General features: G+C 60.4%; 16 protein-coding genes. 9 read left to right on the top strand and 7 right to left on the bottom strand.

Translation table 11 applies throughout. The features are described from left to right. Positions 1 to 119: 119 nt before the first annotated feature. Positions 120 to 1,007, top strand: coding sequence for a LysR family transcriptional regulator (locus tag AC1MHZ_RS03425; protein ID WP_084855244.1), 888 nt, complete (start codon positions 120 to 122; stop codon positions 1,005 to 1,007). On the opposite strand, the gene AC1MHZ_RS03420 is transcribed toward AC1MHZ_RS03425, so the two are convergent. The 3 genes from AC1MHZ_RS03420 to AC1MHZ_RS03410 are packed head-to-tail and all read right to left on the bottom strand — an operon-like array spanning position 996 to position 4,015. Continuing rightward, positions 996 to 1,814: a sulfite exporter TauE/SafE family protein gene (locus AC1MHZ_RS03420; protein ID WP_084855245.1), complete on the bottom strand. Its 819-nt coding sequence runs from the start codon at positions 1,812 to 1,814 to the stop codon at positions 996 to 998. The genes AC1MHZ_RS03425 and AC1MHZ_RS03420 overlap by 12 nt on opposite strands. Then, on the bottom strand, positions 1,811 to 3,091 hold the full coding sequence (locus AC1MHZ_RS03415; protein WP_482966009.1) for an NAD(P)/FAD-dependent oxidoreductase: 1,281 nt from the start codon (positions 3,089 to 3,091) through the stop codon (positions 1,811 to 1,813). Before AC1MHZ_RS03415 ends, AC1MHZ_RS03420 begins: the two co-directional genes overlap by 4 nt. A gap of 39 nt (positions 3,092 to 3,130) precedes the next feature. After that, positions 3,131 to 4,015 (bottom strand): MBL fold metallo-hydrolase, encoded by an 885-nt coding sequence (locus AC1MHZ_RS03410; RefSeq protein WP_084855247.1) that lies wholly within the window; start codon positions 4,013 to 4,015, stop codon positions 3,131 to 3,133. Between the two features lie 232 nt (positions 4,016 to 4,247). Here AC1MHZ_RS03410 and AC1MHZ_RS03405 point away from each other — a divergent pair, with 232 nt between their 5' ends. Beyond that, complete coding sequence (locus AC1MHZ_RS03405; RefSeq protein ID WP_482966008.1) at positions 4,248 to 5,546, top strand: sigma-54 interaction domain-containing protein; 1,299 nt, start codon at positions 4,248 to 4,250, stop codon at positions 5,544 to 5,546. 79 nt (positions 5,547 to 5,625) lie between these two features. Here AC1MHZ_RS03405 and gyrB read toward each other — a convergent pair whose 3' ends face one another. The 4 genes from gyrB to dnaA are packed head-to-tail and all read right to left on the bottom strand — an operon-like array spanning position 5,626 to position 11,849. After that, entirely contained in the window at positions 5,626 to 8,046 is a 2,421-nt protein-coding gene (gene gyrB, locus AC1MHZ_RS03400; protein ID WP_324815814.1) for a DNA topoisomerase (ATP-hydrolyzing) subunit B, read from the bottom strand. A 4-nt stretch (positions 8,047 to 8,050) separates the two neighbouring features. Next, the gene (gene recF, locus AC1MHZ_RS03395) at positions 8,051 to 9,154 is read right to left on the bottom strand and encodes a DNA replication/repair protein RecF (RefSeq protein ID WP_084855250.1); all 1,104 of its coding nucleotides are present in this window, start codon (positions 9,152 to 9,154) and stop codon (positions 8,051 to 8,053) included. Positions 9,155 to 9,169: 15 nt separating this feature from the next. Beyond that, positions 9,170 to 10,273 carry a DNA polymerase III subunit beta gene (dnaN, locus tag AC1MHZ_RS03390; RefSeq protein WP_084855251.1) on the bottom strand — a complete coding sequence of 368 codons (1,104 nt, stop codon included), beginning with the start codon at positions 10,271 to 10,273 and terminating at the stop codon, positions 9,170 to 9,172. A 40-nt stretch (positions 10,274 to 10,313) separates the two neighbouring features. Beyond that, a complete protein-coding gene (dnaA, locus tag AC1MHZ_RS03385) occupies positions 10,314 to 11,849 on the bottom strand; it encodes a chromosomal replication initiator protein DnaA (protein ID WP_084855252.1) in 1,536 nt (511 codons plus the stop codon). A 577-nt stretch (positions 11,850 to 12,426) separates the two neighbouring features. On the opposite strand from dnaA, the gene rpmH reads away from it, so the two are divergent. The 7 genes from rpmH to rsmG all read left to right on the top strand — a co-directional run bounded on the left by rpmH (position 12,427) and on the right by rsmG (position 19,425). Next, complete coding sequence (rpmH, locus tag AC1MHZ_RS03380) at positions 12,427 to 12,561, top strand: 50S ribosomal protein L34 (RefSeq protein WP_003253163.1); 135 nt, start codon at positions 12,427 to 12,429, stop codon at positions 12,559 to 12,561. A gap of 13 nt (positions 12,562 to 12,574) precedes the next feature. Further along, a complete protein-coding gene (rnpA, locus tag AC1MHZ_RS03375; RefSeq protein ID WP_084855253.1) occupies positions 12,575 to 12,979 on the top strand; it encodes a ribonuclease P protein component in 405 nt (134 codons plus the stop codon). Further along, a complete protein-coding gene (gene yidD, locus AC1MHZ_RS03370) occupies positions 12,972 to 13,217 on the top strand; it encodes a membrane protein insertion efficiency factor YidD (protein WP_084855254.1) in 246 nt (81 codons plus the stop codon). Before rnpA ends, yidD begins: the two co-directional genes overlap by 8 nt. 2 nt (positions 13,218 to 13,219) lie before the next feature. Then, positions 13,220 to 14,902, top strand: coding sequence for a membrane protein insertase YidC (yidC, locus tag AC1MHZ_RS03365; protein WP_084855255.1), 1,683 nt, complete (start codon positions 13,220 to 13,222; stop codon positions 14,900 to 14,902). Between the two features lie 85 nt (positions 14,903 to 14,987). Further along, complete coding sequence (gene mnmE / locus AC1MHZ_RS03360; protein ID WP_084855256.1) at positions 14,988 to 16,358, top strand: tRNA uridine-5-carboxymethylaminomethyl(34) synthesis GTPase MnmE; 1,371 nt, start codon at positions 14,988 to 14,990, stop codon at positions 16,356 to 16,358. Positions 16,359 to 16,885: 527 nt separating this feature from the next. Then, positions 16,886 to 18,778, top strand: coding sequence for a tRNA uridine-5-carboxymethylaminomethyl(34) synthesis enzyme MnmG (mnmG, locus tag AC1MHZ_RS03355; protein ID WP_482966007.1), 1,893 nt, complete (start codon positions 16,886 to 16,888; stop codon positions 18,776 to 18,778). Then, the gene (gene rsmG / locus AC1MHZ_RS03350) at positions 18,775 to 19,425 is read left to right on the top strand and encodes a 16S rRNA (guanine(527)-N(7))-methyltransferase RsmG (protein ID WP_084855258.1); all 651 of its coding nucleotides are present in this window, start codon (positions 18,775 to 18,777) and stop codon (positions 19,423 to 19,425) included. Before mnmG ends, rsmG begins: the two co-directional genes overlap by 4 nt. Positions 19,426 to 19,443: the final 18 nt, after the last annotated feature.

Genomic DNA, 19,443 nt, shown 5'->3' with positions numbered 1-19,443 from the left:
GCTGACGAAACACGAAATTTCGCGCAGCCGCTGTGCGTTTTAGCGCAACGCCTACCGGAGCCGTAATACCGCCCGCTCACACAGGGGGGCAGTGAAGCCCCAAATTCACAGGGAACAGCATGTTCGACTGGAATGATCTGCGGTACTTCCTCGAGTTGCAGCGCAGCGGCCGGCTGCTGACCGCCGCCAAACGCCTCAACACCACCCACAGCACGGTCGCCCGGCATATCGAGAACATCGAGCAGAGCCTGGGCACCGCGCTGTTCGTCCAGCACGCTCAGGGCTACGAACTCACACCCTCCGGCCAGGCCCTGCTCAAGCATGCCGAAGCCATGGAAAACGTGGCCCTGCTCGCCCAGGAGGAAATCACCCAGGCCATCACGCCGCTGGGCAAGATCCGCCTCGGCGTCACCGAAGGCATCGGCATCATGTTCTTCACCCCGCGCATGAATGCGCTGTTCGAACGCTACCCGGGGCTCGAGGTTGAGTTGGTGGCGGTGCCGCGCTTCGTCAGCATTCTCAACCGGGAGGCGGAAATCAGCATCCACCTGGAACGGCCCAGCGCCGACCTGTTGATCACGCGCAAGCTCACCGACTACCGCCTGGCCCTGTATGCCAGCCAGGCGTACCTGGACCGGGCACCGCCGCTGCGTAACCGTGAAGACCTGGCCCGGCACAGCTGGATCGGTTACGTCGATGACCTGCTGTTCAGCCAGGAACTGCTGTTTCTCAACAGCTTCTGCCGTGCGCCCAACGTGGTATTCCGCAGCACCAGCGTGATCGCCCAGCAACAAGCCGCCCGTGCCGGGCTGGGCATTGCCGTGCTGCCCAACTACATGGCGCGGCATGATCCTGCGCTGGTTCGCGTATTACCCAGCGAAACCATCCAGCGCAGCTACTGGATCTGTACGCGCCGGGAACTGCACAAGTCGGTACGTCTGCGGGTGGTCTGGGACTACCTGCTGGCGCTGTGCAACGCGCAGCAGGCCGAGCTGCTAGCCGACTAGCGCCTTGCCCGCCAGCAACAGCGCCGCGCCGATGCCGGTCACGGCGAACAATTGCTGCAGGCGCGGCCCGGCCAGCTTGCTCGCCAAGGGGCGCGCCAGCAGCAGACCGAGCACGGCACCCACGGCGAACGGCGCGCCTACTGCCCAATGCATGACGCCAGCCAGGCTGGCGCTGGCTACGCTGCCCACGGAGACCAGGGCGATCACGGCCAGCGATGTGGCGACGATGCTCTTCATGTCCAAGTTGGTGTAGCGGTTCAAGGCCGGGATGATGACGAAGCCACCGCCAACACCCAGCAAGCCGGACAGCAGCCCCGCCAGCACGCCAGTGAACGCCAGTGCGCGGGCGCAGGGGAGGGTCCAGCGCAACCGCCCCTGCAGAGGGTTTAGCACGCAGGGCATGATCTGCCGCTCACCGCAGGCTGGTTCGCCGCGCAACTCACGGTTCGCCTTGCGCCAAATACGCAGGCAGGCATAGACCAGCACCCCGGCGAACACGAGCGCGAGCGGGGTGTTCGGCAAGCGATGGGCCAACATCAAGCCGAACGGCGCTGCGACCACGCCGATAGCCGCGATGAACATTGCCGCGCGGTAGCGCACCAGGCCCTGGCGCAACCCCAACACCGCTCCGACCGCCGCCGCCAAACCCACGGCGAGCAAGCCGATGGGAGCCGCTTCGACCATCGACAGCCCCAGGCCGAACACCAGCAAGGGCACGGCGAGGATGCCACCACCGGCTCCCGTCAAGGCCAGTACAGCGCCAATAGAAGCCCCCAACACAGCACCAACAAGTTGCTGTTCGATCACTGCCCAGCCTCGACTACCAAGGGTTGTGGCCGCGCCAACCACTCGCGGCCCTTGAGCATTCCCTTCCAGTACAACGGCGGCAGTATCCGTGCCTTGAGCAACCAGGCCAGGCGCGTGGGCTCGCGCCCGTCAAGCAACCAGCGAGGAAAACTCGGCGCCACCTTGCCGCCGTAGGTGAATTCGGCAAGCACGATCTTGCCTCGCTCGACCGTCAACGGGCAGGAGCCGTAGCCATCGTATTGGGCCAGCGTAGCCAAGCGCCCAAGGGCCACCAGCACGTTATTGGCGACTACCGGTGCCTGCTTGCGCGCGGCCGCGGCGGTCTTGGCGTTGCTGGTATTGGTGACGTCCCCCAGCGCGTGGATATTGGCGAATCGGCGGTGGCGCAAGGTCGCCGGGTCCACCTCCACCCAACCGGCGGCGTCGGCCAGCGGGCTTTGCCGAATGAAGTCCGGCGCGACCTGTGGCGGCACCACATGGAGCATGTCGAAGGCCTCGACCCGGGTTTCGCTGCTACCGTCTGCCAGCGTGCGCACGAAGGTAGCGCGCTTGTTCGGCCCATCCACCGCCACCAGGCGATGGGAATAGTTGAGGTCGACACTGTACTTGTCGATATAGGCCATGAGCGCGGGCACATAGTCGGCAACACCGAACAACACCGCACCAGCGTTGAAGAAGCTGGGCTTGATTGCGCCCAGGTGCCCTTGGCGCAACCAGTGGTCACACGACAAGTACAGCGCCTTCTGTGGCGCACCCGCGCACTTGATTGGCATCGGCGGCTGGGTGAACAGCGCACGGCCTTGCTTGAGCGTTTGCACCAATTGCCAGGTATAAGGCGCCAGGTCGTAGCGGTAATTGGACGTCACGCCGTTGCGGCCCAGGGTTTCGTTCAGCCCTTCGATGGCGCTCCAATCCAGCTTGAGGCCTGAGCAAACCACCAATTGCTCATAGCTGATGGCACGACCATCTTCCAAGGTGACCAACTGCGCGTGGGGGTCGAAGCCTTCGACCCGCGCCTTGATCCAGCGCACCCCACGGGGAATGGTCGAGGCCATGGTGCGAGCCGTGCTCGGCGCCGTGAACACACCGGCACCGACCATGGTCCAGCCAGGCTGGTAATAGTGCACATCGGCTGGATCGACCAGGGCGACGTCCAGGGAAGGGTCACGGGCGATCAGGCTCGAGGCGGTGGCGATACCGGCAGCACCGGCACCGACGATCACCACTTTGTGATGGTCGGCACGGGACGTATCGGCAGGGGACAGCAGGGCAGGCATGGCGGTTTCCTTGAATCTCGTTATGGGTGCAGCGCGGGCTTACAGCGTGTTCAGCGGGATCTTCAAATAGCTCACGCCATTGGCTTCGGGCTCGGGGAACTGCCCGCTGCGCATGTTGATCTGTACCGAAGGCAGGATCAGCACAGGCATGTCGAGGGTCGCGTCACGGGCTTCGCGCATGGAGACGAAACTGTCCTCGCTGACCCCTTCATGGATATGAATATTGCCGGCACGCTGCTCGGCGACAGTGGTCACGTAACGCAGCTCGCGGCCACCTGGCAGGTAGTCGTGGCACATGAACAGGTAGGTCTGGTCGGGGAAGGCCAACAGACGACGGATCGACCGATACAAGGTGCGGGCGCTGGCGCCAGGGAAATCGCAGCGGGCAGTGCCGTAGTCAGGCGTGAACAAGGTATCGCCGACGAACACAGCCGTTTCGCCTGCATCCTCGACCCTATAGCTCAAGCAGGCCGGGGTATGCCCAGGTGTGTGCAGTGCGCGGGCATGCAGGTTGCCGATGCGAAAGCCTTCTTCGTCCTCGAACAACACATCGAACTGGCTGCCGTCACGGGCGAAACCGGGCTCGGCATTGAACAGCGTGCCGAAGGTCTTCTGCACCTGGGTGATCTGCGCACCGATAGCGGTGGTGCCACCGAGCCGGCGCTTCAGGTAGGCCGCGGCAGACAAGTGATCGGCGTGAACGTGCGTTTCAAGAATCCATTGCACCTTGGCCTCGTGCGACTCGACCAGAGCGATCAGGCGGTCGGCCGACTCGGTGCTGGTGCGTCCGGATTTTGGGTCGTAGTCCAGCACGCTGTCGATCAGTGCGCACTGGCGCGTCTCGCCATCCATGACCAGGTAACTGATGGTCGAGGTTGCCTTGTCGAACAAGGCTTCCACATGAAGGTTGTTGCCGATGATCATTTCACTCTCCCATTATCCACCGGGCCTTCTTGAAGGCTTAGGCAGTGCAAAGTGCTTTATCAAGATGCATGCCACAGTTTTCGGTACCTCTTCCCTCCATAAATGCGGGCTTGCCCTGTGATAGAGCCCTATGTGCCTGTCAGACGTGACAGCATCTGGCAGTCGACTGACAGCCAATGGCAGTGTTTGGCAGTCCTTGCTACGCTCGCTTGGTCCTTTATCTGGTGCCGTCATGCAAGCCGCTTCCCATCCCGCGATCCTCGCGCTGGTGTCCTACCTCGAACACGATGTACTACCCAGCATCGTGCTGGACACCGACTACAACATCCTGGCCGCCAATGCCGCATATCGTCGTCAGTTCGCCAGCCAGGACCACGCACCCATCGGCCAGAAATGCCACCGGGTCTCGCACCACTATGCTGTGCCTTGTGATCAGGCTGGCGAGCATTGCCCGTTGCGCAAGTCACTGGACAGCAAGATGCCAGAGCGCGTGCTGCATATTCATCACACCCCCCGAGGCCCTGAGCATGTGGATGTAGAACTGCGCCCGATCCTCGATGACGAGGGCAGGGTGGTGGCGTTCGTCGAGCGTCTGACCCGCGTGACCCTGGCCTCCGCCCAGCCACAAGAGCAAGGGCTGGTCGGTCGGGCTCCTGCGTTCAAATCGGCGGTCGCCAGCCTGCAGCGGGCCGCACCGGCACAGATCCCGGTGCTGCTGCAGGGTGAGTCCGGTACTGGCAAGGAATTGTTCGCACGTGCCTTGCACTTGGGCAGCCCTCGGGCTAATGGTCCACTGGTGGTAGTGGACTGCACCGGTCTGACCGAGTCGTTGTTCGAGAGCGAGCTGTTCGGCTACGAGAAAGGCGCATTTACCGGTGCGACCCAACGCAAGATTGGCTTGGCCGAAGCCGCCCACGGGGGCACGCTGTTTCTCGACGAAATCGGTGAAGTGCCCTTGGCCATGCAGGTCAAACTGTTGCGTCTGATCGAGTCGGGCAGTTTCCGCCCGGTGGGCAGCACGCGAACGGTCCATTCGGATTTCCGCCTGGTTTCGGCGACTCACAAGCCCTTGAAGCAGATGGCTGCGGAAGGCTCCTTCCGTGAAGACCTGTATTACCGCATCAGCGGTTTTCCGATCCGCCTGCCTGCCTTGCGTGAGCGGGTAGAAGATCTGCCCCTGCTGTGTGAAAGCCTGTTGCAACGGATGGCGGGCAAACAGTCGCCACAGATGACCGCCGAAGCCCTGGATCGGCTTAGCCTGCATACCTTTCCGGGGAATATTCGCGAACTGCGCAACATTCTTGAGCGGGCCAGGTTATTTGCCGATGACGGGCTGATCCGCCCGGAGCACCTTCCGGAGGATATCTACCCTATGGTCGAGCCGACCGTTTCACGCGGACGTGGCCGTAAAGAGATGGCCGACCTGATACACGCATTGGAGACCTTCAAAGGGTCTCGAAGTGAACTGGCCGAGCATTTGGGGATGAGTGAACGGACCTTGTACAGGCGCCTGAAAGCGTTGGGTTTATAGAACGTTCCACGTGAAACACTTTCCTCCAGACGAAAAAAAGCCAACCCATAAGGATTGGCTTCTAATTGCTGCTTGCTAATCAGAAGTCCAGGTTGGACACCGACAGCGCATTGCTTTCAATGAAGTCGCGGCGCGGCTCGACCGCATCACCCATCAAGGTGTTGAACAGCTGGTCGGCAGCGATGGCATCTTCGATGGTCACCTTGAGCATACGACGCACGGTTGGGTCCATCGTGGTCTCCCACAGCTGGTCAGGGTTCATCTCGCCCAGACCTTTGTATCGCTGGATGGTGTGACGCTTGGTGGTTTCGTTCATCAGCCAGTCGAGAGCTTCCTTGAACTCGGTGACCGCCTTGCGACGCTCGCCACGCTGAACATAGGCGCCCTCACCCAGCAGGGTCGCCAGCTTGGCGCCCACCGCGACGACCGAGCGGTAGTCGTTGCTTCCGAAGAAGTCGCGGTTGAAGGTGACGTAGCTAGCCAGGCCGTGGGAGGTGACTTCCACTTCCGGCAGCCAGATGTTGCGCTCCTTGTCTTCGCGCAGGCTGGCCTGGTAAGTCAGGCCGGACTTCTGGCTGTTGTTCAGGCGCTCCTGGAATTTGCCCAGCCATGCCTGCATGCCTGCATGATCTGCCAGATGATCGAGGGTCACTTCCGGCAGGTAGATGAAGTGCTCGGTCAGCTCCTCCGGATATAGGCGCGACAGACGCTTGAGCGTTTTCATCACACCACGGAACTCGTTCACCAGCGCTTCGAGTTGCACGCCGGAAACGGCTGGCGCCGACTCGTCCAGGTGCAGACTGGCATCCTCCAAGGCCGATTGGGTCATGTATTCTTCCATGGCCTCGTCGTCCTTGATGTACTGCTCCTGCTTGCCTTTCTTCACCTTGTACAGCGGCGGCTGAGCGATATAGATGTAGCCACGCTCGACCAGCTCCGGCAGCTGACGGAAGAAGAAGGTCAGCAGCAGGGTACGGATGTGCGAACCGTCAACGTCAGCATCGGTCATGATGATGATGTTGTGATAACGCAGCTTGTCGATGTTGTACTCTTCGCGACCGATGCCACAGCCCAGCGCGGTGATCAGCGTGCCCACTTCCTGGGAGGAGATCATCTTGTCGAAACGTGCTTTCTCGACGTTGAGAATCTTGCCCTTGAGCGGCAGGATCGCCTGGGTGCGACGGTTACGGCCTTGCTTGGCCGAGCCACCCGCGGAGTCACCCTCCACCAGGTAGAGTTCGGAAAGGGCAGGGTCCTTTTCCTGGCAATCAGCGAGTTTGCCTGGCAGGCCGGCGATGTCCAACGCACCTTTGCGGCGGGTCATCTCACGTGCCTTTCGCGCCGCTTCACGGGCACGGGCAGCATCGATCATCTTGCCGACCACCGCCTTGGCTTCGTTGGGATTTTCCAACAGGAAGTCGGCGAAGTACTTGTTCATCTCCTGTTCCACGGCGGTCTTCACCTCCGAGGAAACCAGCTTGTCCTTGGTCTGGGAGCTGAACTTCGGATCCGGCACCTTGACCGAAATGATTGCGGTCAGGCCTTCGCGGGCATCGTCACCGGTGGTCGCAACCTTGTTCTTCTTCGCCAGGCCTTCTTGCTCGATGTAGTTGTTCAGGCTACGCGTCAGCGAAGAACGGAAACCGACCAGGTGGGTACCGCCATCGCGCTGCGGAATGTTGTTGGTGAAGCACAGCAGGTTTTCGTTGAAACTGTCGTTCCACTGTAGGGCAACTTCGACACCCACGCCGTCATCACGCTGAACATTGAAGTGGAACACCTGGGAGTTGACCGGGGTCTTGTTGGTATTCAGGTATTCAACGAATGCACGCAGACCACCTTCGTACTTGAAGAACTCTTCCTTGCCGGTGCGTTCGTCCTTGAGCAGGATGCCGACGCCCGAGTTCAAGAATGACAGCTCGCGAATCCGCTTGGCCAGGATGTCCCAGCTGAAGTGGATGTTCTTGAAGGTTTCAGCCGAAGGCTTGAAGTGGATATGGGTGCCGGTGGTTTCGCTATCACCGACAACGGCCATAGGTGCCTGTGGAACTCCATGGACGTAGGTCTGCTCCCAGATCTTGCCGCTGCGGCGTACGGTCAGTACCAGCTTCTCGGACAGCGCGTTCACCACGGATACACCCACACCGTGCAGGCCACCGGAAACCTTGTAGGAGTTGTCATCGAATTTACCGCCTGCGTGCAGGACGGTCATGATGACCTCGGCAGCCGATACGCCTTCTTCCTTGTGAACATCAACAGGAATGCCGCGACCGTTGTCGCGAACACTGATGGATTCGTCTGGGTGAATGATGACAGTGATGTCGTCGCAGTGACCGGCGAGCGCTTCGTCGATCGAGTTATCGACCACTTCGAAGACCATGTGGTGCAGGCCGCTGCCATCATCGGTGTCGCCAATGTACATGCCGGGACGCTTGCGCACGGCATCCAGCCCTTTCAGCACCTTGATGCTGGAGGAGTCGTACGTTTGATTTTCGCTCATGCCTTCACTCCCGATGGTCGTGGGTCTGGGTGATACGGCCTTGTTCCACGTGGAACAAAGCAACTGGCGTTTCCGTCTGCCAGCCTTCCCTCAGTAATTCGTGATCTACACAGGTGATAAAAACCTGGCAGTGTAATTCTTCCAGCAAGCGGCATAGCGCACGGCGATGCTGCTCATCCAACTCGGACGGCAAGTCATCCACGAGATAAATACAATGACCGCGGCGAGCCTGGCTGACGAGGTGGCCTTGGGCAATCCGCAAGGCACACACCACGAGCTTCTGCTGGCCCCGTGAGAGGATGTCGGCGGCGTTGTTCGCACCCAGTCGAAGGCGCAAATCTGCACGCTGTGGGCCGGCCTGGGTATGGCCCATCTGCTGATCCCGAAGAAGAGAAGAGGCGAGTACTTCGTTGAGTTCCCGGTCCTTGTCCCAGCCTCGGTAGTAGCTCAGGGTCAACCCGTCTAGCTCCACCAGTTCGCTCAGGGTTCGCTCGAAGACAGGCTTCAAGGCCTTGATGTAGTTGCGACGGTATTCATCTATCTCCGCGCTGGCCAGGCACAATTCCCGGTCCCAGGCAGCTTGCGAAGCAGCGTCAAGTGTACCATGACGCAACCATGAGTTCCGCTGCCGCAGTGCCTTCTGCAGGCGCTGCCAGGCAGCCATGAACCGAGGTTCCACGTGGAACACTCCCCAATCCAGGAACTGCCGTCGAATCTTAGGGGCGCCTTCAAGCAGACGAAAACTGTCCGGGTTGATCAGCTGCAGCGGCAGCAACTCGGCTAACTGGGCCGTACTGCGCGCATTCTGCCCATCAATACGGATAGTGAATTCTCCCTGGCGATCCCTGGCAATGCCCAGGCTGCTGGTACCACCTTCGACAAGCTGAACCTCTCCAAATACCGTGCAGGTTGGCTGCTCGTATTGAATGACCGGGTTCAAGCGTGTACTGCGGAAGGACCGAGCCAACCCCAACAGGTGCACCGCCTCCAGCACACTGGTCTTGCCGCTGCCGTTGGCGCCGTAGAGGATATTGATGCGAGGAGAGGGAGAGAGAGTCACCGGGTGCAGGTTGCGCACCGCGGTGACCATGATACGTCGAAGGGACATTTGACCTGCTACAGGTTACAGGCGCATCGGCATGACGACGTACGAGGAATCATCGTTGCCGGCTTCCTGGAGCAGGGCGCTGCTGTTGGAGTCGGACAGGATCAGGCGCACCTGCTCCGTGGTCATGACCCCCAGCACGTCCAGCAGGTAGCTGACGTTGAACCCGATCTCCAGCGAACTGCCGGTGTAGTCGACGCTGATTTCTTCTTCCGCTTCTTCCTGCTCAGGGTTGTTGGCCTGGATCTTCAATTGGCCGGAAGCCAGCTGCAGGCGAATGCCCCGGTACTTTTCGTTGGACAGGATCGCGGTGCGGCTGAACGCTTCGCGCAGCGCCTGACGATCACCGATCACCAGCTTGTCGCCACCTTTAGGCAGGACACGCTCGTAGTCCGGGAACTTGCCATCGACCAGCTTCGACGTGAAGGTGAACTCACCGGTAGTCGCGCGAATGTGGTGCTGGCCCAAAACGATGCTGACCATGCCTTCCGGGTCAGTCAGCAGACGCGCCAGTTCCAAGATACCTTTGCGTGGAACGATGACCTGGTGACGTTCGGCCTGGCCGATCGCTGCCTGCATGGAGCACAGCGCCAAGCGGTGACCATCGGTGGCAACGGCGCGCAGAGTGTCGGTCGACACCTCCAGCAGCATACCATTGAGGTAATAGCGCACGTCCTGTTGGGCCATGGCGAAGCTGGTGCGCTCGATCAAGCGGCGCAGCTTGCTTTGCTCCAGGTTGCAGGTCAGCGAGCCAGGGCCTTCCTCGACAGTCGGGAAGTCATTGGCCGGCAGGGTCGACAGTGTAAAACGGCTGCGGCCTGCTTTTACCAACAGCTTCTGCTCGTCGACCTTGATATCGATCAGGACATCGTTGGGCAGGCTCTTGCAGATGTCCATCAGCTTGCGGGCCGGGACAGTGATCTCGCCAGGCTCCGCCGGCTCTTCCAGTTGCACGCGGCCAACCAGTTCGACTTCCAGGTCGGTACCGGTCAACGACAGTTGCTGGCCTTGTACGACCAGCAGCACGTTGGACAGGACCGGCAAGGTCTGGCGGCGCTCGACGACGCCTGCGACCAGTTGCAGGGGTTTCAACAGGGCTTCGCGTTGAATGGTGAAATGCATGGTCTAGTCCCTTGCCTTCAATTAGCTGCTCCGACGCCCATCAGGTCGTCAGCGTACGCAGCAGGTTCTTGTAGTCCTCGCGGATGTCCGCGTCGGATTCCTTCAATTCGTTGATCTTGCGGCAGGCGTGCAACACCGTGGTGTGGTCCCTACCGCCGAACATGTCGCCGATTTCCGGCAAGCTGTGGTTGGTCAGCTCCTTGGACAAGGCCATGGCGACCTGACGTGGGCGAGCGACGGACCGCGAACGCCGCTTGGACAACAGGTCGGCGATCTTGATCTTGTAGTACTCGGCCACGGTACGCTGGATGTTATCCACACTGACCAGCTTGTCCTGAAGCGCCAGCAGGTCCTTGAGCGATTCACGAATCAGCTCGATGGTGATGTCCCGGCCCATGAAGTGCGAATGAGCGATCACCCGTTTCAGTGCGCCTTCCAGCTCACGTACGTTGGAGCGAATGCGCTGGGCGATGAAGAACGCAGCGTCGTGGGGCAGCTCGACCTTGGCTTGGTCGGCCTTCTTCATGAGGATCGCCACGCGGGTTTCCAGCTCGGGAGGCTCGACGGCAACCGTCAGGCCCCAGCCGAAACGTGACTTCAGGCGCTCTTCCAGCCCTTCGATTTCCTTCGGATAGCGGTCACTGGTGAGGATCACCTGCTGACCACCTTCGAGCAGGGCGTTGAAGGTGTGGAAAAACTCTTCCTGGGAGCGCTCCTTGCGGGCAAAGAACTGGATATCGTCGATCAGCAGCGCATCGACGGAGCGATAGAAACGCTTGAACTCGTTGATTGCATTGAGCTGCAGCGCCTTGACCATGTCTGCCACGAACCGCTCGGAATGCAGGTAGACAACCTTGGCATTGGGGTTCTTCTTGAGCAGATGGTTACCCACAGCATGCATGAGGTGGGTTTTACCCAGGCCCACGCCACCATAAAGGAAGAGCGGGTTGTAGCCATGCTTAGGGTTGTCGGCGACCTGCCATGCAGCGGCACGGGCCAGTTGGTTCGATTTACCTTCGACAAAGGTCTCGAAGGTGAAGGTGCGGTTCAGGTAGCTGGTGTGCTTGAGGGCGCCTTCGACCTGAACGGTGCGCTGCTCGGTACGACCGGTGGTAGCCGGCGCCGAGGCGGAATCGCCCATGGCGTCGAAATTGTCACGCGAAGACGGCTCTTCGATCTCGAGGGCAGGGGCAAGCTCCAGCGCAGGCTCGACGACCGGTTCGCTGGCTGCGACGACCTGGGCTGGCTGTTGCACCTGGGTCTGCTGGGCCATGGATGCCGCCACGGCAGCACTGACCGGCGCATTGGGCGCGGCACGCGGCGCGGAGCTGCGGCGGCTACCTATTAATAAGGAAAGGGCAGGCGCGATGCCGCTGCCATGCTCGCCCAACAGTTCGAGCAGGCGGCCCAGGTATTTTTCATTGACCCAATCGAGAACGAAACGGTTGGGCGCATACACGCGCAACTCGTCGCCTTCGGCTTCGACCTGTAGCGGACGGATCCAGGTGTTGAATTGCTGGGCAGGCAGTTCATCGCGTAGAAGCTCCACGCACTGCTGCCAAAGTTCCACTGACACGGATATCCCCTGAGTTGAAAGCCGGATGAGGCAAAAACAAACCGCCATTGTACCGGGAGGTCAGCCACTTATCCACATGTGGCAACGACTTGGGCCCGGACCAACCTCCCAAAACGTCACCCAAATGACCTTCTGCCATGTGAATAAGACCTGTGGATAACCGCGCCTGAGGCCTATGCACAACCCCACCCTCAAGGCTGTTGATAACTTGGCTGTGGGTAACCATGCATTTAATCCACAGCTTTTCCGCGGGCACAGCACAGCGGGAGCACGCCTTACCGACAGGGTTTTGAATCTCTGTACAACGCATGAATTAAGGCCTTGCGGAGGTTATCCACAGCAGGTTATCCACCTAAGCTTTATAAGTTCTTCAGAAAAGCTTTTTATATGTCCTTCTTTTTTCATGTTGTCTTCCCGTGAGGCGTTCGATCAAGCCAAAGGCACGAGCGCCGGGTCGCGCCTTCCATAAGCAAACGTTGGTTGGAAATTGACCTATGGGCTTGCTTTCTCTAGAATCGCCGATCTCTTAAAAAGGGGGCCATTCCGGCCCGTTGTCGACAAACCCAGGTAACACGCCATGAAACGTACTTTCCAACCAAGCACCATCAAGCGCGCCCGCACCCACGGCTTCCGTGCCCGTATGGCTACCAAGAACGGCCGCGCTGTTCTGTCGCGTCGTCGTGCCAAAGGCCGTAAGCGTCTGGCAATTTGATTTTTCGGCACAGGTGGTGAGTCAGGACTTCAGTCGGGACAAGCGACTGCTTACACCCCGGCATTTCAAAGCGGTCTTCGACTCCCCAACCGGCAAGGTTCCAGGGAAAAACCTGCTTATCCTTGCTCGCGAGAACGGCCTCGATCATCCACGCCTTGGCCTGGTGATCGGCAAGAAGAGCGTCAAGCTCGCCGTTCAACGCAATCGCCTCAAGCGCTTGATGCGCGATTCGTTCCGTCTGAACCAGCAAATGCTCGCTGGGCTGGACATCGTGATCGTCGCGCGCAAGGGATTGGGCGAGATTGAAAACCCAGAATTGCACCAACACTTTGGCAAGCTCTGGAAGCGACTGGTACGCAGTCGGCCCTCTCCAGCGGTTAATGCCGATTCCGCAGGGGTAGACAGTCACGATGCGTAAACTGGCACTCGTTCCGATCCAGTTTTACCGTTATGCCATTAGTCCACTGATGGCCAGCCACTGTCGTTTCTACCCCAGTTGCTCCTGTTACGCCTATGAAGCCATTGAAAACCATGGCCTCATGCGTGGTGGGTGGCTGGCCGTTCGTCGCCTGGGGCGTTGTCATCCGTGGAACGACGGTGGTTTCGATCCCGTTCCACCCGCTCCTTCCTCCCGAACTTCTTCGATAGCCGAGTAATCATGGATATTAAACGCACGATCCTGATCGTCGCCCTGGCAATCGTGTCCTACGTCATGGTCCTGAAATGGAACCAGGACTACGGCCAGGCTGCCTTGCCGACTCAGAATACTGCTGCCAGCAATGTTGCCCCGGCGTTGCCGGACACCGTGCCGGCCGGCAATAACGGCGCCAGTGCCGATGTGCCGAGCGCCAATGCTGAATCCAGCCCAGCCGAATTGGCGCCAGTTGCGGTCAGCAAGGACCTGGTACGGATCAAGACCGATGTCCTGGACCTGGCTATCGACCCGGTGGGTGGTGACATCGTCCAGCTGACCCTGCCCAAGTACCCGCGTCGTCAGGACCATCCGGACATTCCGTTCCAGCTGTTCGATAACGGCGGCGAGCGTGTTTACCTGGCACAGAGCGGCCTGACCGGCGCCAACGGCCCGGATGCCCGTGCCACCGGTCGCCCGCTATATGCCTCCGAACGCAAGAGTTACCAGCTGGCCGATGGCCAGGATCAGCTGGTGGTCGACCTGAAGTTCAGCGAGAACGGTGTCAACTACATCAAGCGCTTCAGCTTCAAGCGCGGTGAGTACGACCTGACCGTCAGCTACCTGATCGACAACCAGAGCGCCCAGGCCTGGACCGGCAACCTGTTTGCCCAGCTCAAGCGTGACGCCAGTTCCGACCCTTCGTCGAGCACCGCCACCGGCACCGCCACCTACCTGGGTGCTGCCCTGTGGACAGCTTCGGAGCCGTACAAGAAAGTGTCGATGAAGGACATCGACAAGGGCAGTTTGAAAGAAAATGTGTCCGGCGGCTGGGTTGCCTGGCTGCAGCACTACTTCGTAACCGCCTGGATCCCGAGCAAGTCGGACAACAACGTCGTCCAGACCCGCAAGGACAGCCAGGGCAACTACATCATCGGCTACACCGGCCCGGCATTGAACGTACCTGCCGGCGCCAAGGCCGAAACCAGCGCCATGCTGTACGCCGGTCCGAAGATCCAGTCCAAGCTCAAGGAACTCTCCCCAGGCCTGGAACTGACCGTCGACTATGGCTTCCTGTGGTTTATCGCCCAGCCGATCTTCTGGCTGCTACAACATATCCACAGCCTGCTGGGCAACTGGGGCTGGTCGATCATCGTCCTGACCATGCTGATCAAGGGCCTGTTCTTCCCGCTGTCCGCCGCCAGCTACCGTTCGATGGCGCGCATGCGTGCCGTTGCGCCAAAACTGGCCCAGCTCAAGGAACGCTTCGGTGACGATCGCCAGAAGATGTCCCAGGCGATGATGGAGCTGTACAAGAAAGAGAAGATCAACCCGCTGGGCGGCTGCCTGCCGATCCTGGTGCAGATGCCAGTATTCCTGGCCCTGTACTGGGTGCTGCTGGAAAGCGTCGAGATGCGCCAGGCTCCGTGGATGCTGTGGATCACCGACCTGTCGATCAAGGATCCGTTCTTCATCCTGCCGATCATCATGGGCGCCACCATGTTCATCCAGCAGCGCCTGAACCCGACGCCGCCGGATCCAATGCAGGCGAAGGTCATGAAAATGATGCCGATCATCTTCACCTTCTTCTTCCTGTGGTTCCCTGCAGGCCTAGTGCTGTACTGGGTTGTGAACAACTGCCTGTCCATCGCGCAGCAGTGGTACATCACCCGTAGCATCGAGGCCGCGACCAAGAAAGCCGCTGCTTGACGGACGGCTACGCTGGTCTGTGAATAAAACGCCCCCTTGTGGGGCGTTTTTGCTATCTGTGTATTTTTCCTAGAGGTTTTCGAGCATGAACACTGTGCGTGAAACCATCGCGGCCATCGCCACCGCCCAAGGGCGAGGTGGGGTTGGCATCGTCAGGTTGTCGGGCCCGTTGGCCAGCCAGGCTGGACAGGCCATCACCGGCCGCACGCTGGCGCCACGTCATGCCCATTACGGACCGTTCCGCGACAGCGACGGGCTGGTACTGGACGAAGGCATCGCCTTGTTCTTCCCGGGGCCGAACTCCTTCACCGGCGAGGACGTCCTGGAGCTGCAAGGCCATGGCGGCCCGGTGGTCATGGACATGCTGCTGCAGCGCTGCCTGCAGTTGGGTTGCCGCCTGGCGCGCCCGGGCGAATTCAGCGAGCGGGCATTTCTCAACGACAAGCTCGACCTGGCCCAGGCCGAGGCGATCGCAGACCTGATCGAGGCCAGTTCCACCCAGGCGGCGCGCAATGCATTGCGATCGTTACAGGGCGCATTCTCCAAGCGCGTGCATGCGCTCACCGAAGCCCTGATCGCCCTGCGCATCTACGTAGAGGCGGCTATCGACTTTCCTGAGGAAGAAATCGACTTTCTTGCCGATGGCAATGTGTTGTCCATGCTGGATGCGGTTCGCGGTGAGTTGTCCACAGTCGAGCGCGAAGCTGGGCAGGGCGCCTTGTTGCGCGACGGCATGACCGTAGTCATCGCTGGGCGACCGAATGCTGGCAAATCGAGCCTGCTCAACCAGCTGGCGGGGCGTGAGGCGGCAATCGTCACCGATATCGCCGGCACCACCCGGGATATCCTGCGCGAACATATCCACATTGATGGCATGCCGCTTCATGTGGTCGACACGGCAGGCCTGCGCGACACCGACGACCATGTGGAAAAGATTGGCGTGGAACGGGCGCTCAAGGCCATAGGCGAGGCCGATCGTGTGCTTCTGGTGGTGGACTCCACGGCACCCGAGGCCAGCGATCCATTCGCCCTATGGCCGGAATTCCTCGACCAACGGCCGGATGTCGCCAAGGTGACCCTGATTCGCAACAAGGCCGACCTCAGTGGCGAGCAGGTCGGCTTGGAGCAGTGCGACGATGGCCATGTGACCATCACCTTGAGCGCCCGCGATACTGGCTTGGGGCTGGACTTGCTGCGCGATCACCTCAAGGCCTGCATGGGTTATGAGCAGACCGCCGAAAGCAGCTTCAGCGCCCGACGTCGGCATCTGGAAGCCCTGCGCCAGGCTGGCGCTCACCTCGAGCATGGCCGTGCCCAGCTGACACTGGCGGGCGCCGGGGAACTGCTGGCCGAGGACCTGCGCCAGGCGCAGCAGGCTCTGGGCGAAATCACCGGGGCCTTCAGCTCGGACGACCTGCTGGGGCGGATTTTCTCGAGTTTCTGCATCGGTAAATGATCCACAGCCCGGCAAGGCCCAAGGCCGCTCCTTCTGGAGCGGCTTTTTTTTGCCTGCGATTTGACCATGTGGGCGCTAGGTTCCCCGCGAATCAGCTCAAGGAGACCTTGCTCAATTTCATTCACAGGCCGAATGCTGCCCGCAGGAGCTCTGTGGAAAACTCGCCTTCAGCTCCGTTGATAACCGGCTTTTTTTGCTGAGGACAAACCGGCCTGTGGGTAATCGGCACTTTAATCCACAGGTTAAACGCCGTTATCCAGAACCCTCACCCCCTGTCCAACACAGGGTTATGAATCGTTCTAGGCCTTGCCTCTACTGGGCTACATCAAGTTATCCACATGTGAGTGGCTGCCTAAGAATAAACATAAAAACAAAGCTTTTTTAAATTTTTCCTCTTTGTTTTCTTTTGCCCGCCACTCATCCACAGCCTGGTCAAAATTTGCGCAAAAGGTTTCTTTAAGCGGGGGGAAGTCCCTATACTTGTCCGCTTACCTTCTCTATTCGCAAAAACAGGCACGAGGTGCGTGGTGGATTTCCCTTCCCGTTTTGAAGTGATCGTCATCGGCGGCGGCCATGCCGGTACCGAGGCTGCGCTTGCGTCCGCACGCATGGGTGTGAAAACCCTGCTGCTGACCCATAACGTGGAAACCCTCGGTCACATGAGCTGCAACCCGGCCATCGGTGGCATCGGCAAAAGCCATCTGGTCAAGGAAATCGATGCGCTCGGCGGCGCGATGGCGCTGGCCACCGACAAGAGCGGCATTCAGTTCCGCATCCTGAACAACCGCAAGGGCCCGGCCGTGCGTGCCACCCGTGCACAGGCAGACCGCGCCATCTACAAGGCAGTGGTCCGCGAGATCCTGGAAAACCAGCCGAACCTGTGGATATTCCAGCAGTCCTGTGATGACCTGATCGTCGAGCAGGACCAGGTCAAGGGCGTAGTCACCCAGATGGGCCTGCGTTTCTTCGCCGACGCCGTGGTACTGACCACCGGCACCTTCCTCGGTGGGCTTATCCACATCGGCTTGCAGAACCATTCCGGTGGCCGTGCCGGCGACCCGCCCTCGATTGCCCTGGCCCACCGCATGCGTGAACTTCCGCTGCGCGTCGGTCGCTTGAAAACCGGTACCCCACCGCGTATCGACGGGCGTTCGGTGGATTTCTCGGTAATGAGCGAACAGCCGGGCGACACGCCGATCCCAGTGATGTCGTTCATGGGCAATGCCCAGATGCACCCGCGCCAGGTGAGCTGCTGGATCACCCATACCAACGCGCGCACCCACGAAATCATTGCCTCGAACCTCGACCGCTCGCCCATGTACTCGGGCGTGATCGAAGGTGTCGGGCCGCGCTATTGCCCGTCGATCGAGGACAAGATCCACCGTTTCGCCGACAAGGAAAGCCACCAGGTGTTCATCGAGCCGGAAGGCCTGACCACCCACGAGCTGTACCCCAACGGCATTTCCACGTCGCTGCCGTTCGATGTGCAGCTGGAGCTGGTGCGTTCGATCCGCGGTATGGAAAACGCCCATATCGTGCGCCCGGGCTATGCCATCGAGTACGACTACTTCGACCCGCGTGACCTCAAGTACAACCTGGAGACCAAGGTCATCGGCGGCTTGTTCTTCGCCGGGCAGATCAACGGCACCACCGGTTACGAAGAAGCCGGCGCCCAAGGCCTGCTGGCCGGCACCAACGCTGCCTTGCGCGCGCAGGGGCGCGAAAGCTGGTGCCCACGCCGTGACGAGGCATACATCGGTGTGCTGGTCGACGACCTGATCACCCTGGGTACCCAGGAGCCGTACCGCATGTTCACCTCGCGCGCCGAATATCGGCTGATCCTGCGCGAGGACAACGCCGACCTGCGCCTGACCGAGAAAGGCCGCGAACTCGGGTTGATCGACGATGTGCGCTGGGCAGCCTTCTGCGCCAAGCGCGAAGGCATCGAGCGTGAGGAACAGCGGTTGAAGTCGACCTGGGTGCGCCCGAACACCGAACAAGGCCAGGCCATTGTGGATAAGTTCGGCACGCCGCTGAGCCATGAATACAGCCTGCTCAACCTGCTGGCTCGCCCGGAAATCGACTACGCTGGGCTGGTCGAAGTGACCGGTGGGGAACAAATCGATCCACAGGTGGCCGAACAGGTCGAGATCAAGACCAAGTACGCCGGCTACATCGATCGCCAGCAGGAAGAGATTGCCCGTCTGCGTGCCAGCGAAGACACCCGCCTGCCTGTGGATATCGACTACACCACGATCTCCGGCCTGTCCAAGGAGATCCAGAGCAAGCTCGGCCAGACCCGTCCGCAAACCCTGGGCCAGGCGTCGCGCATCCCTGGCGTGACCCCGGCGGCAATTTCCCTGTTGCTGATTCATCTGAAGAAACGCGGCGCCGGCCGCGAATTGGAGCAAAGCGCTTGAGTTCCCTGGTCACCCCGCAACACGCAGAAGAGTTGTCCACAGGTGCGCGCCAGCTCGGTGTCGAGCTGAGCCCGCAGCAGCACGAGCAGCTGCTGGGTTACCTGGCCCTGCTGATCAAGTGGAACAAGGCCTACAACCTCACCGCCGTACGCGACCCCGACGAGATGGTGTCGCGCCACCTGCTCGACAGCCTGAGCGTGATGTCGTTTATCCACAGCGACACGCAACGTTGGCTCGATGTCGGCAGCGGTGGTGGCATGCCTGGCATCCCGCTGGCGATCCTGCATCCACACAAGCAGGTGACACTGCTCGACAGCAACGGCAAGAAAACCCGCTTCCTCACTCAGGTGAAAATGGAGCTGAAGCTGGACAACCTGGAGGTTATCCACAGCCGGGTCGAGGCGTTCCAGCCCCCGCAGCCGTTCTGCGGGATCATTTCGCGGGCCTTCAGCAGCATGGAGAATTTCACCAACTGGACGCGCCACCTGGGCGACGCGCGGACGCAATGGCTTGCAATGAAGGGGCTGCATCCTGCCGATGAACTGGTAGCATTGCCCGCAGACTTCACAGTGGAAAGCGAGCAGGCCCTGACCGTTCCGGGTTGCCAGGGCCAGCGCCATCTGCTGATACTGCGCCGCAAGGCATGACTGGGAACACACGCAACA

The organism is Pseudomonas sp. FA-1 (assembly GCF_056856075.1).
Note: the sequence above shows the minus strand (reverse complement) of the source record. Positions and strands in the feature narration are given on the sequence as shown.